Origin of the sequence: Pseudomonas sp. CROZ-RG-20F-R04-15, from assembly GCF_022662375.1 — a bacterium.
Taxonomy (GTDB): Bacteria; Pseudomonadota; Gammaproteobacteria; order Pseudomonadales; family Pseudomonadaceae; genus Aquipseudomonas.
Genome location: NZ_JAKNQL010000013.1, coordinates 1 through 14,124, shown reverse-complemented (window position 1 = coordinate 14,124; position 14,124 = coordinate 1). Strand labels below are relative to the sequence as shown.

Annotated in this window: 9 protein-coding genes and 1 pseudogene; 8 read left to right on the top strand and 2 right to left on the bottom strand. The window is 60.2% G+C overall.

The genetic code is table 11. The features are described 5' to 3' along the window. Positions 1 to 77 precede the first annotated feature (77 nt). Positions 78 to 1,211 (top strand): YCF48-related protein, encoded by a 1,134-nt coding sequence (locus L8H52_RS19295; protein ID WP_242208378.1) that lies wholly within the window; start codon positions 78 to 80, stop codon positions 1,209 to 1,211. Then, positions 1,208 to 3,571: an MMPL family transporter gene (locus tag L8H52_RS19290; RefSeq protein WP_242208379.1), complete on the top strand. Its 2,364-nt coding sequence runs from the start codon at positions 1,208 to 1,210 to the stop codon at positions 3,569 to 3,571. Before L8H52_RS19295 ends, L8H52_RS19290 begins: the two co-directional genes overlap by 4 nt. A gap of 61 nt (positions 3,572 to 3,632) precedes the next feature. Here the strand turns inward: L8H52_RS19290 and L8H52_RS19285 are convergent, their stop codons facing one another. Then, the gene (locus L8H52_RS19285; RefSeq protein ID WP_242208380.1) at positions 3,633 to 4,658 is read right to left on the bottom strand and encodes an NAD-dependent epimerase/dehydratase family protein; all 1,026 of its coding nucleotides are present in this window, start codon (positions 4,656 to 4,658) and stop codon (positions 3,633 to 3,635) included. Between the two features lie 292 nt (positions 4,659 to 4,950). Between L8H52_RS19285 and L8H52_RS19280 the strand changes: the two genes are divergently transcribed. Further along, positions 4,951 to 5,724 (top strand): DUF3313 domain-containing protein, encoded by a 774-nt coding sequence (locus L8H52_RS19280; RefSeq protein ID WP_242208381.1) that lies wholly within the window; start codon positions 4,951 to 4,953, stop codon positions 5,722 to 5,724. Position 5,725: 1 nt separating this feature from the next. Here the strand turns inward: L8H52_RS19280 and L8H52_RS19275 are convergent, their stop codons facing one another. Beyond that, positions 5,726 to 6,331, bottom strand: coding sequence for a TetR/AcrR family transcriptional regulator (locus tag L8H52_RS19275; protein ID WP_242208382.1), 606 nt, complete (start codon positions 6,329 to 6,331; stop codon positions 5,726 to 5,728). A 158-nt stretch (positions 6,332 to 6,489) separates the two neighbouring features. On the opposite strand from L8H52_RS19275, the gene L8H52_RS19270 reads away from it, so the two are divergent. From L8H52_RS19270 to L8H52_RS19250, 5 genes and pseudogenes are all read left to right on the top strand, one after another. Continuing rightward, positions 6,490 to 7,866 carry an aspartate aminotransferase family protein gene (locus L8H52_RS19270; protein ID WP_242208383.1) on the top strand — a complete coding sequence of 459 codons (1,377 nt, stop codon included), beginning with the start codon at positions 6,490 to 6,492 and terminating at the stop codon, positions 7,864 to 7,866. Positions 7,867 to 8,172: 306 nt separating this feature from the next. After that, the gene (locus L8H52_RS19265; RefSeq protein ID WP_242208384.1) at positions 8,173 to 9,876 is read left to right on the top strand and encodes an amidase; all 1,704 of its coding nucleotides are present in this window, start codon (positions 8,173 to 8,175) and stop codon (positions 9,874 to 9,876) included. 294 nt (positions 9,877 to 10,170) lie between these two features. After that, complete coding sequence (locus tag L8H52_RS19260) at positions 10,171 to 11,466, top strand: OprD family porin (protein WP_242208385.1); 1,296 nt, start codon at positions 10,171 to 10,173, stop codon at positions 11,464 to 11,466. A gap of 533 nt (positions 11,467 to 11,999) precedes the next feature. Then, entirely contained in the window at positions 12,000 to 12,359 is a 360-nt protein-coding gene (locus tag L8H52_RS19255; RefSeq protein WP_242208386.1) for a hypothetical protein, read from the top strand. Positions 12,360 to 12,588: 229 nt separating this feature from the next. Then, positions 12,589 to 14,124: pseudogene (locus L8H52_RS19250) on the top strand (hypothetical protein); the annotation flags it as partial.

Below are 14,124 nucleotides of genomic sequence, written 5' to 3'. Positions count from 1 at the left end.
CACCGTGCTTGCCGCATCGGCGGGCGGTCAGTGACCGCCCGTTTCTCGTCGTCCCTCTGTAAAAAAACGGGTGCTGTATGACGCTCAACAATTCCCTGCAGATGACGCTTGCCCTGCTACTGACGCTGAGTGCCAGCGCAGGCGCGCGCGCGGTGACACTGACTGACCGCCTGGAACGTCCGTCGGCCATGACCCCGCTGGCCCTCCAGTCACCCTTGAGCGATGTGCAATCGGTCGGTGACCGGCAAGTGATGGTCGGCGCCTCGGGGCATATCCTTCTGCGCGACGCCAATGGTCAGGTGCAACAAGCGCAGGTGCCGGTCGACCTGCTGTTGACCGCGGTGCAATTCGTCGACGCCGATCACGGCTGGGCCGTGGGCCACGACGGCGTAGTCCTGCACAGCAACGATGGCGGGCACACGTGGCGCAAACAGCTCGATGGCCGCCAGATCAATCCACTGCTGGTGAAAGCCGCCGAAGCAGACGTCGCGCGTCTGGAACAGGCCGTCGATGCCGCGCCAGATGACGAGCGCCTCGCCACCGCGCTGGACAACGCGCACTTCGCCATGGACGACGCCCAGGCCGCCACGGACGCTGGCCCGGCCCGTCCGTTGCTCGGTCTGTGGTTTCGCAATGCCCATGAAGGTTGGGTGGTCGGCGCCTATGGCCTGCTGCTCAAAACCGTCGATGGTGGTGCGACGTGGGAAGTCGTCAGTGGCCTCGACAACCCCGATCGCCTGCACTTGAACAGCGTGCTCGGGCTGGCCGACGGCAGCCTGCTGGTCGCGGGTGAAGCCGGGCGTCTCTATCGCTCCGGGGATGGCGGCACACATTGGGACGCCGCGCGGCAACCCACGGATGCCTCGATCTATAGCCTCGCCGAACTGAAAAACGGCGACGTCATGGCCGCCGGGTTTGGTGGCACGTTGCTGGTCAGCCATGACCACGGTGCCACGTGGACAGCGCGTCAGTTGCCGCTGAAAACCAGCCTCTACGGCATCAAGCAATTGTCGTCCGGTGCAGTCGTACTTGCCGGTCAAGCCGGTTCGCTGCAATTCAGCGAGGACACTGAGCAATTCGCGGTGTGGCGCGCGCCGGGCAAAGCGGCGCTGCTCAATGTCAGTGAAACCCGCACCGGTCAGTTATTGCTGGTCGGCTCTGCGGGCCTGCAAGTACTGCCGATGGTTCCCTTCAAGGTGCAAACGAAATGAACGCCCTCTCCCATCAGTGCGACGCTGTTGTACCGCTCAGCCTCATGCAACGGATCGTCGCGGGCACCGAACGTCTATTGTTCGGCCATCGCCGTGTCGTGTTGGCCGTGTTTGCGCTTGCCACGCTGGTCTTGGCTTATGCCGCGCTGTCATTGCGACCGGACGCCAGTTTCAGCCGGATGATTCCCACCGGCCACCCGTTCATTGCCAATTATCTGAAGTTCGAAGATGTGCTGCGCCCGCAAAGCAATGTGCTGCGTGTGTTGGTGGAAAACCCCAAGGGCGACATCGTCACTCGGGAGTTTCTCGAGACCCTGCGCGAAGTCAACGACAAGGTTTTCTACATTCCCGGCGTTGACCGCAGCAACCTCAAATCCCTGTGGACCCCAAATGCCTTGTGGTCAGAAGTCACAACCGAAGGCCTGCGCGCCGGCCGGGTGATTCCCGACACCTACGACGGCAGCGCCGCGTCGCTGGAGCAGGTGCGGCAGAACATTCAACGCGCCAACATGATCGGCAGCTTCGTCGCCAACGACTTTCATTCGGCAATCATCCGTGTGCCGCTGTTGGAGCGTGACCCGCAAACCGGTAAACCGCTGGATTACGGTGCCCTCACCCAGTCGCTGGAAAAACAGGTGCGTGAACACTTTGCCGCGCAAGGCCTGACCATTCGCGTCATTGGCTTTGCGCAGATCATTGGTGACCTGCTCGCCGCAGCCGCTGACATAGTGCTGTTCTTCGCCCTGACCGTCGGTTTGATCACCGCGTTGCTTTATGGTTATTGTCGCTGCTGGCGCAGTACAGCGGTGACGGTGCTGACCTGTCTGCTCACAGTGGTCTGTCAACTGGGGTTGTTGAGTCTGTTGGGTTTTGGCCTCGATCCGTACTCGATTCTGGTGCCGTTTCTGATCTTTGCAATCGGCATCAGCCACGCGGTGCAGAACATCAACCTGATGATGAGCGAAATGAGCCATGGCCTTACGCCTGTCGACGCTTCGCGCAAGACCTTCCGCGCGCTGTTTATACCTGGCACCACCGCGCTGCTGGCTGACGCGGTGGGTTTCATCACGTTGCTAGTGATCGACATCGGCGTGATCCAGCAACTGGCGATCACCGCGAGCATCGGTGTATTCGTGGCGATCTTCACCAAAATGTTTTTGCTGCCGGTATTGATGTCCTATGTCGGCGTGAGCCCGCGCGGGTTGCGTGAACAGCACAAGCGCAGTGGTTCGTCGTGGCCGGTGTTTCGCCGACTCGCCACCATCGTGCAACCGCGCAAGGCCGTGACGTTGATTGCGCTCAGTCTGGTTCTGCTCGGTGTCGGTTACGCCGCGCGACAAGACCTGAAGATCGGCGATCTCGACAAGGGCGCACCGGAGTTTCGCCCCGAGTCGCGCTATAACCAGGACAACGCTTACCTGCTCGATCACTACACCACCAGCACTGATGTGTTCGTGGTGATGTTCAAAACGCCGGTGGAGCAATGCGCGCGGTTTGCCGCCGCGGACCTGGCCAATCAACTGGAACAGACGTTGCGCGCCGTGCCGGGTGTGGAGTCAGTGCAATCGCTGTACAACGCCATGCGTTTCAATATTGTCGCGCGCAACGAGGGCAACCCGAAATGGGCCGAGTTCTCCCGCGATCAATTCGTGATGAACAACGCCCGCTCCAGTGTCCCCGGCGAGTTCGTTGACCCCAACTGCAGCGTCGCGCCGATCAGCCTGTACCTGGCCGATCACAAGGCAGAAACCCTGAGCGGCGTGGTCAACGCAATCAACGCTTTCAGTGCGCGCTACGACGGCGGGGACTTCGAAATCCTCCAGGCCGCCGGCAACGCGGGCATTGAGGCAGCGACCAACATCACCATCCGCGATTCGGAAAAGACCATGCTGATGCTGGTGTTCATCATCATCAGTCTGGTGGTGCTCTGGGAGTTCCGTTCGCTGAAAGTCACGTTTGCCTTGATGGCGCCGCTGTACCTGTCGACCGTGTTGTGCGAAGCGGTCATGGCGAAAATGGGCCTGGGCGTGAAGATTGCGACCTTGCCGGTGATTGCCCTGGGCGTGGGGATTGGTGTCGATTACGGTATTTATCTGTACAGCCGCATCGAAGGATTTCTGCAGCAAGGTCTGAAGTTTCAAGCCGCCTTCTTCGAAGCGCTGAAGACCACCGGCACCTCGGTGGCCTTCACCGGCATCACGCTCGCGCTGGGCGTGGCGACATGGTCGTTCTCAGTGCTCAAGTTTCAGGCAGATATGGGCCTGCTGCTGGTGTTGCTGTTTTTGTGGAACATGGTGGGGGCGTTACTGCTGATGCCGGCCCTTGCCTCGATGCTGATCTTCAACAAGCACACACGTTAAGCAACTCACGTCTGAGCGTTCTCACGCTCTGCGTGGGAACGCAGAGCGTGGGAGCAATCACCTATGAACCGATCTGCCCGGTACTGCGCAGCCAGTCCTCCGAGCGGCGCAGCCCTTCCTCCAGCGACACCTTCGGCTCATAACCCAACAACCGCCGCGCCTTGGCAATAGAGATATCTGCGGTGCGCGCAAGCATGTACATCGCGTCCGGCGTCACTTCACTGTTGATCTTCAACAGCCCGTTAACCCGCCAGATCAGCGAGGTCAGCGCAGTGGCCAAGGGCAGCGGCAGGGTTTTCGGCGAGCCTTTACGCCCGGCCCAGCGCCAGTGATTGGCGAAGAACTCGCCACAGGTCGTCGGCCGCGCACTGCTCAAGTGGAAAATCTGCCCGCGCGCTTGCTCCAGCCCCGCCGCGAGCATGATGCCGTCAAGCAAATCATCGACGTACACCGGCGTGAATACGCCCTTACCGCGATTGGGCAAAATCAGCGCGCCGGCCTTGGCCATTTTCAACGGTTCGATCAACCAGGCCCGTGAACCCGGGCCGTAAACATCACCCGGTCGTACCACGGTGCAGTCGATCTCAGCCGCCGCATGGGCAGCCAGCACCACATGCTCGCTGGCGCCCTTGGCCACGCCGTAACGATACTGATCACCGATCACCACATCGCAGCGCTCATCGGCGAGCGCCGGATAGTTCCAGCCCAGCGCGGCAATCGAGGAAATCTGTACAAAACGCTTGGCGCCAGCGGCGATTGCCACATCCAGACAATGACGCACGCCGCGTACCGATACTTCGCGATACAGCGACCACGGCGCCGCCAGCGAAACCACGGCGGCCGTGTTGATGAACAATTCGCACCCGCTGGCGTGAGCCGCCCACCGCTCCGGCCGGGTCAGGTCGCCGGCGACAATATCGTTTTGAGGGTCGGCAACCAGGTCCATCCCGCGCACCGTTGCACCCAGTGCGTTGTAGCGTTTGAGCAGCGCCTTGCCGATAAAGCCACTGGCGCCGGTAATGAATACCGAGCGAGGCACGGGCGGTGTCTGTCCGTCGACGCCGGAGGGCATTCTTGCATCCGTCATAGGAGATCCTTGCAACGTGCGCAATGCCGTTGCTCTGTCAGCCATTTTTAGAGTTAAAGATCGCATGGATCCACCGGCTAGATTGAGCGCTCCGGTAGCCGCGGTTTGTCCATTTCACGCCATGTTTCCATCAGATGCTGCCAGTGCCCTGAACCGTAGCGGCAAATATGCGACGGTGGATTTCAATGCACAAAAAAACCGGTACACGACCGGTGTTTTTTTACCACCATGAACTAGCCTTCTGCGTGGCAAGCCCCCCAGCGCCCCCTTTCAGGCAATCAAGGAAAACTGCATGAAGCCCATTCTGAGCACATTGACGTTAGCTGTTGCTGTCATCACCCTCGCCGCTTGTTCCTCCACCTCACAACCCGGCAGGAGCACCACGCTGGGCGAAGAAAACCTCAATGGCTCAGGCTTTCTGGCCGATATCTACCCACAAATGAAAGAAGGTGACGACGGCGAAGCGCTGCGGCTGTACCGCAACCCGAAGTACGCTTCCACAGCGAGTTTTACCCGCTATAAAAGTGTGATGCTCGATCCGGTTCAGCTCTATGCCGGACCCAAGTCGAAACTGCACGAAGCACCGCAAACCGACAGCAACGCCATTGCCCAGGGGTTCTACAACCAGTTGCATGAACAACTGGCCAAGGACTATCGCATGGTCGACAAGCCGGGCCCGGACACCTTGCGCATTTCGGTGGCCATCGTCGATGCAGAGGCTGCCGACACGTCGATGAAAGCCGCGTCCTACATTCCGATTCCATTGGGTGTGCCGGGTGCCAAAGCCGCCGCCATGCAAGCGGCTTCTCACACGACCGGGCAGCCACCGTTCACCGGTCAGGTGACCATCGAAGGCAAATTGGCCGATGCGCAATCGGGTGACGTCATTGCCGCTGAAATCGACCGCCGCACCGGTTCGCGCCGGCCGATCATTGGCCTGTTCGAAAGCAGCACCTACGACTCGTGGAGCGACGTCACCGCTGCGGAAAAATACTGGGCGGAAAAACTGCGTTATCGCCTGTGCATGCGTCGTGAGGCTGGTAATTGCGTGAAAGCCACCGAATAGCTCAGCACTCCAGCATGCCGTGACACAACAGATTCAGAACCCCGCGCATGTGCAACGCATGTGCGGCTCGGTCCGGAACTTCTTGCGTCGCCAAGCGGATAAACGCCATGTTCGCGTACTGGTTGAACAGCGTTGCCACGACATCGAGATCGATCGATTCGCGCACCTTGCCCGCCTGCTGGAAATGCAAAAGCAACGCTTTGGTTTCCTCAATCACTGCCGCATTCCACGGACTCAGCGCTTCAGCGAGGTCACCCGTCAGCAGAAACGGCGCCAGTTCCCGCCACAACGAAGCCGGCATCGCGGCTAGCTGGTAATCGGTCATCAGCCCTTCGAACTCGCACAACGCCTCCAGCGGATCGCTGTCTGCGTCCAGATTCGCCCGCGCCTCGCGCATGGCCTGCTCGTCCGGTTGTTTGAGCAAGGCCAGCAGAATTTCCTGTTTGCCGCCGAAGTAATTCACCACCGTCGGCGCGGAAACGCCGGCCTGTACGGCGATCTGCTCCAGCGTGGTCGCCGCGAAACCATTGCTTTTGAACAGCTCAAGCGCCGCTGCGGCGATGACTTCCCTACGCTGTTCCTTCTGCCGTTCTCTGAGTCCGCTCATGTTGCCTCTGATGATCCTTGCGTGTCGGGCTCAGCCTACGGAGATATTTTTTCACCGACAAATATTTTCTTTACAAAAATATTTTTAAGTGACAAAACTTTACTCGCACAACGCAGGAATGAACGCACTCACTTTTCCCGTTTGTCTGGAGATCAGCCATGTCCGCCGAATTCGACCGCACCACCCGCGATTACCAAGCCGCCGACGCTGCGCACCACATCCATGCGTTCGTCGATCAAAAGGCTCTCAACGAGGAAGGCCCGCGAGTGATGGTCAGCGGCGATCGGCTGGCGTTGTGGGACAACGACGGCAATCGCTATCTGGATGGCATGTCGGGTCTGTGGTGCACCAACCTCGGTTACGGGCGCAAGGATCTCGCCGCCGCCGCGACCGCACAGCTGGAACAACTGCCCTACTACAACATGTTCTTCCACACCACTCACCCGGCAGTGATCGAGCTGTCCGAGCTGCTCTTCAGCCTGCTGCCCAAGCACTACAGCCACGCGATTTACACCAACTCAGGCTCCGAAGCCAACGAAGTGCTGATCCGCACCGTGCGCAAGTTCTGGCAGGTCATGGGCAAGCCCGAGAAGAAAATCATGATCGGCCGCTGGAACGGCTACCACGGTTCGACCCTGGCCGCGACGGCACTGGGCGGGATGAAGTTCATGCACGAGATGGGCGGCACCATTCCTGACGTGGCGCACATCGATGAGCCGTACTGGTTCGCCCATGAAGGCAATCTCAGCCCGGAAGAATTCGGCCTGCGCGCGGCGCGGCAACTGGAAGACAAGATTCTCGAACTGGGCGCCGACAAGGTCGCCGCGTTTGTCGCCGAACCGTTTCAGGGCGCGGGCGGCATGATCATTCCGCCGGCGACGTACTGGCCGGAAATTCAGCGCATCTGCCGTCAATACGACGTGCTGCTGTGTGCGGACGAAGTGATTGGCGGGTTCGGCCGCACCGGCGAATGGTTCGCGCATCAAACGTTCGGTTTTGAGCCGGACACGCTGTCGATCGCCAAGGGCCTGACTTCCGGTTACATCCCCATGGGCGGCTTGATTCTGTCGCGGCGCATGGCTGAAGCATTGGTCGAGAAAGGTGGCGTGTTTGCCCACGGCCTGACCTATTCCGGCCACCCGGTGGCGGCCGCTGTGGCGATTGCCAACCTCAAGGCCTTGCGCGATGAGGGCGTGGTCACTCAGGTGAAAACCGACACCGGGCCGTACCTGCAGAATTGTCTGCGCGAGGTGTTCGGCAATCACCCGTTGGTGGGTGAGATTCAGGGCGTCGGGCTGGTGGCGGCGTTGCAGTTTGCTGAGGACAAAGCGACGCGCAAGCGTTTTGCCAATGAAAACGACATCGCCTGGCGTTGCCGCACGATTGGCTTTGAGGAAGGCTTGATCATTCGCTCGACATTGGGGCGGATGATCATGGCGCCGGCGCTGGTGGCCACGCGCGCGGAGTTGGATGAGTTAATCGACAAGACGCGGATTGCGGTGGATCGGACGGCGCGGGAGTACGGCGTTTTGTGATCGGCTGAAGTGATGGGTTGGCAGAAACTCCGCTTTCGCGAGCAGGCTCGCTCCCACATTTGGAATGCATTCCACTTTGGCAGCCTGGATGCCTGTTTGAAATGCGATCCCTGTGGGAGCGAGCCTGCTCGCGAAGGGGCCGGCCGGAGAGAAACTCGGTGGGAGATCAATCCCGCCGATTACTCCGCGCCCCGCTTGGTGTTAAATAGGCGCCAGTCTTAACCTTGTCGCGTAAAGCCGTGCAACGAGAACCGCTATGAACCCCCATTCCAAGAAAAACACCTCTATTCCAACGGCGGTGACCGCATGATCGAAGTCACCGAAGTTTCCATTGCCCAACTGCGCGCCGCGCTCGAGTCCGGCCAGACCACTGCGATCGAACTGGTGCAGGCCTATCTGGCGCGTATCGATGCCTATGACGGTGCCGACACCCCGACGGCGCTGAATGCCGTAATCGTGCGCAACCCTGAAGCATTGAACGAAGCACAGGCGTCCGATGCGCGCCGTGCCAAAGGCGAAACCCTCGGCCCGCTCGACGGCATCCCCTACACCGCCAAAGACAGTTATCTGGTCAAAGGTCTGACCGCTGCGTCCGGCAGCCCGGCCTTCGCCGATCTGGTCGCCCATCGTGATGCGTTCACCATCGAACGCCTGCGCGCCGCCGGGGCGATTTGCCTGGGCAAGACCAACATGCCGCCGATGGCCAATGGCGGCATGCAGCGCGGCGTTTACGGTCGCGCCGAAAGCCCTTACAACGCCGCTTACCTCACCGCGCCGTTTGCCTCCGGTTCGTCGAACGGTGCCGGCACCGCCACTGCCGCCAGTTTTGCCGCGTTCGGTCTGGCGGAAGAAACCTGGTCGAGCGGGCGTGGCCCGGCGTCGAACAATGGCTTGTGCGCCTACACCCCGTCGCGCGGGGTGATCTCGGTGCGCGGCAACTGGCCGTTGACCCCAACCATGGACGTCGTCGTGCCTTACGCACGGACCATGGCTGACTTGCTCGAAGTCCTCGACATCGTCGTTGCCGAAGACCCGGACACCCGTGGCGACCTCTGGCGCCTGCAACCGTGGGTGCCGATCCCGAGCGTCAACGAGGTGCGCCCCGCCGCTTACGCCGATCTGGCTGCCGACGCCAAAGCGCTGGCCGGCAAGCGTTTCGCCGTGCCGCGCATGTTCATCAATGCCGACCCTGAAGCCGGCACCAGCGAAGCACCGGGCATCGGTGGCCCGACCGGCCAGCGCATCAACACCCGTGAGTCGGTGATCGATCTGTGGAAGCAGGCGCGTCAGGCGCTCGAAGCCGCCGGTGCCGAAGTCGTCGAAACCGATTTCCCGCTGGCCTCCAACTGCGAGGGCGATCGTCCCGGCGCGCCGACTGTATTCACCCGAGGTCTGGTCTCGAAAGAGTTCCTTCACCATGAACTGTGGGATCTGACCGCATGGGCGTTCGACGATTTCCTGCAAGCCAACGGCGACCCGAAACTCAATCGTCTGGTCGACGTCGACGGCGCGAAGATCTTCCCGCACGAACCGGGCACCCTGCCCAACCGTGAAGGTGATCTGGTCGCGGGCATGGATGAATACGTGCGCATGGCCGAGCGCGGCATCACGCCGTGGAATGAAATCAGCACCGTGCCCGATGGCTTGCGTGGTCTGGAGCAGACTCGACGTATCGACCTTGAGGACTGGATGGACAAGCTGGGCCTCGACGCCGTGCTGTTCCCGACGGTCGCTGACGTTGGCCCGGCAGACGCCGATGTCAATCCTGAATCGGCCGACATCGCCTGGAGCAACGGCATCTGGGTGGCCAACGGCAACCTCGCGATCCGCCACCTTGGCGTACCGACCGTCACCGTGCCAATGGGCGTGATGGCCGACATCGGCATGCCGGTCGGCCTGACCTTCGCCGGCCGCGCCTACGACGATTCGAACCTGCTGCGCCTGGCGGCCGCGTTTGAATCGACCGGCAGCAAACGCCAGATCCCGCCACGCACGCCGCCATTGTCGTAACGCGATCAAAAGGTGTGTCAGGCAACAAAAATGTTGCCCGACACACCGCCATCACTGGCACAGGTTTTTGCTCCCGCCACAAAACCCTCATATAACCCAAAACCCTGTGGGAGCGAGCCTGCTCGCGAAAGCGGTGTGTCTGCCGACAGAAATGTCGCCTGATGTGCCGCCTTCGCGAGCAGGCTCGCTCCCACAGGTTTTGTGTAGCCCCGTAAATTCAGCACATCCGCTCAATCCCCCGCACTGCAATCCCGCGATCATCCCAGCCATCTTAATTGCCGCTGGCCACCGACCATGATCGACCGCGCCCCTTCGCGTCTCACCCTCCTCGCGCTGCTCTGCGGTCTGAACCCAACCGCCCACGCCAACGGTTTTTTCGACGACGCCAAAAGCGAAATCCTCAGCCGCAACTTCTTCCTCAGCAACGATTACCGCTCGCCCTCACCGTCCGGCAAAAACTATAAACAGGAATGGGCTCAAGGTTTTATCGGCACCTTCTCATCCGGCTTCACATCAGGAACAGTCGGTTTCGGCATCGATGCTCACGCCTTCGCCGGGCTGAAACTCGACGGCGGCCGGGGCCATTCCGGCACCGGTTTGTTGCCAGTCGACAGCGACGGTCGCAGCGAAAACGATTACTCCAGCGCCGGCGGCGCGCTCAAGTTGAAAGCCTCGCGCACCACCCTCGCCTTCGGTGAAATGACCGTCGAAACACCGGTATTCGACACCTCCGACAAACGCCTGCAACCGGAATACGCCACCGGTTTTCTGCTCAACAGCGCCGAGTTCGACCACATCAATCTGGTCGCCGGGCATTTCACCGCGTTCAAGAATCAGGACAGCTCATCCGGCAAAGGCGACTTTTACGGTTACGGCGCCAATACCGAGGCCGGCGGCATCAGTTTTATCGGCGCCGACCTGTTCACCGACAGCCCGGTGGGCGGCGCGTTGTACGCCTCGGATCTGAGCGATACCTGGCACCAGTACTACGGCAATCTGCATTTCAAGCAGTCCGGCGTACTGCTCGACGCCAACCTCTACCACACCCGCGACACCGGCCGGGCGCTGGCCGGCGCCATCGACAACACCGCGTTCAGCCTGTCCGGCAAATACACCTTCGGCGCGCACGCGGTGATGCTCGGCTGGCAACGGATCAATGGCGACACGCCGTTCGATTTCGTCGGCGGCGACTCGATCTACCTCGCCAACTCGATCAAATATGCCGATTTCAACGGCGCCAACGAACGTTCCTGGCAAGCGCGCTACGACCTCGACCTCGGCGCCCTCGGCATCCCCGGCCTGACCTTCATGACCCGCTACGTCTCCGGCAGCCACATCGACGGCACCCACGCGCCCAAGGGCGGCGCCTACAACCCGTTTGATCCGGACAGCGGCAGTTATCAGCCGCAGCAAGGTGATGGCGGCAAGCATTGGGAGCGCGATATTGATCTGAAGTATGTCGTCCAGTCGGGTGCGGCGAAGGATTTGTCGGTGCAGTTGTCCCACGTATCGCACCGCGCCAATGAGGCGCAGGCTGGCGATGATATTGACCGGATTTACGTGGTGATCCAGTACCCGTTGGGTTTCTGACGCAACACGATCAATCCCGCCTGCAATCATTCAACTGTGGGAGCGAGCTTGCTCGCGAATGCAATAGATCAGTTACATTGATTTCGCCTGACAAAACGCCTTCGCGAGCAAGCTCGCTCCCACAGGTTTCTGCGTCCGTCACAAACCCTGGGGGAAACGGGGACAGACCACGGTTGCACCCAGCCAATCGCCCGATCCTTTGCTTTTTAAACTCCGGTGTTTAAAAGACACCTCCAGACACGCCTTCAAGGCTACAAATTCTTGCGCCATTGCCTACAGCTACGCCAGAATCCGCCGGCTTGTGCGCCTTTGGGGCGGGTTCTATTGTGGGTCGGTCGCTGATTGTCAGTGATCGGGTTTAGCAGCCCGGGTTTTTCTCTAGACGCATAAAGTCCGTTGCCGTTATGGCGGCTTTGCGTGGGGCACTTCGGTGCGCCGGGTTCTAGAGTCCTGGTCTGCTAACCCGCGTACAGCCGCCACCTCCTTCGTTAGCAGCGAACGGTGGCAGCTTCATTACTCTAGAGGCTTTACCGATGATCAAACCAACGCCAAACCCGCCCGAAACCGACCTCGCCTCCCCCTACGAATCCCTCAATTCAAAAAAGCTCAACGACGCTGCCGAACGCGCGCTCGATCACTACCTCTGCCCACCCGGCTCCACCCCACCACCACGAAAAACCCGCCGGATGTACGCGGTCACCGCGGACTTCAAAAACGAGGAACTGCTGGCCGATGCCAGCGAAACACTCGCCTCGGCCAGAACCATCGCCCATGACTTCGCCCACCTCATCCCCGCGTCGCAGCGCAGGACGCTGTTGGGGATCGCGCAGTTGATCATGCTCGGGGAGCTGGCGGTGAATCGGGTTATGGATAATCTGGAGTTGCCGGGCTGATCTGTACCCCGGCAATCTTGTGGCGAGGGCGATCGCTCTCGCCACAGGGATGGACGAACTCCCCGAAAGCACCTGCCTGAGATGCAATCCGTTCCGGCTCGCCGGACAACGCTCCTACCACTCGTCGCCACCTGTCAGAGTTGACAGTAGCCAACCTTCCCACCCCGGTGTTTGATCGCTCCATCGCAGTCAGCGCGCCGCGCTGACCAATCACCCGGGAAGGTGTCCCATGGCAAGCATTGTTTCAGGTAACGAAACGCAGCAGCTCTACCCCGCCAAGATCGCCCGTGCCACCAACGGCGTCATCAGCGACCAAAAGCCACCCGACGGTGTACCGGTGCAAGGGGTGCCATTGGGGATTTTCGAGGACGTACTTCGCAAGGATGGCACGCTCGCCGCAGCGGTGAAGGTCTTGGTCGATCCGCCGCTGGACCCCGACCAATACGACGAAATCACCCTCTGGCTCAATGGCGTACAGATCGGCCTGCCCCAAGAGGTCGGCAATCAAATCATCGCCTTCGACCTGTTCCAGTCCGACTTGCGTGACAGCATCACCAACGTCGTCCAGTACAAACTGAAAACTCACCCCGGCAATGAAAGCAAATCCACCGAGCTGTGGGCGCTTTACAGCGCCACGTTACCCGGTGGCAATGACGTGCCGGGTAATGGCGAACACCCGGGGCTGGGCATCAGCCTGCCCGCAGAATGGGGGGATCCGGCGAACATCGACAAGGACAAGATCGACAACAAGGTCCCTCTCACCCTCGCTTATTCGCACATGAAGGTTTACGACAAGGTCACCGTGCAAATCGGCAACGAGCGCTTCGAATTCACGGTAAAACCTGGTGAGGCGGCCGCTTCTTTTGTCGCGCTGATCGATCGTGAGCAGTTCGAACTGGTGGGCAGTCAGGACAACTGCCCGTTCTCCTACACCGTGGTCGATCAACTGCTAAACGCTACGGATAAACGGCGTTGGTCGAAGATTATTCGGGCGAACGTTGATCTTGATCGCCTCACGCTGGATAAACCGATCCTGCGAGAAGATCCCGACGACGATACGGATGATCCGACAATCATCGACCTCGACAAATTACAAGGTCGACCGCTACTGGTGGTTATCATTCCGCAAGCGCCGATCTATCAGAAAGATGACGACGTATTGGTGACTTACCGCTCCAGCGCGTCGGATGTTGATCTGACGATTCCCGGCAAGATCACGGCGAATTTTGGTGTGCTTCAGCCGTGCATTGTCAGCGTGCCCAATGACCGAATCGTTGCCGATAGCAATGTGGAAGTTTTCTTCGAGTTGAGGCGTCCAGGTGGAGATCTCCTGGGCCTCTCCAAAACGGCAATCGCCACGGTGACCGGCGCCGCCCCCGTCGACCTGCTGCCGCCAACGCTTATCGCGCCGGCCATCAATCCCATCGATGTGTTGGCTTATGAAGACGGCGTTACTGTGCGCATAGAACACCTTGCGGCGTTGCCGGGTGATCACGCTCAACTGAAACAAGTTGATCCGATAGCAGGCACCCCACCTTTTCCACTGGTGTTGATCAACCAGAACAAGCGCGCCAACTTCAAATTCACCTCGGCCTTCCTGGTGACGCAACGAGGGACTACCCAAACGTTCTACTGGGAACTTGTGCGTGATGGCAAACCGGTTGGCAAGTCGCCGGGGCTGGTACTGGTCATTAACGCTATTGCCGAGAATGATCCACGGTTGCCGATGCCGACAATTGCCGGGGAAACCGGCCAACAACTGAAA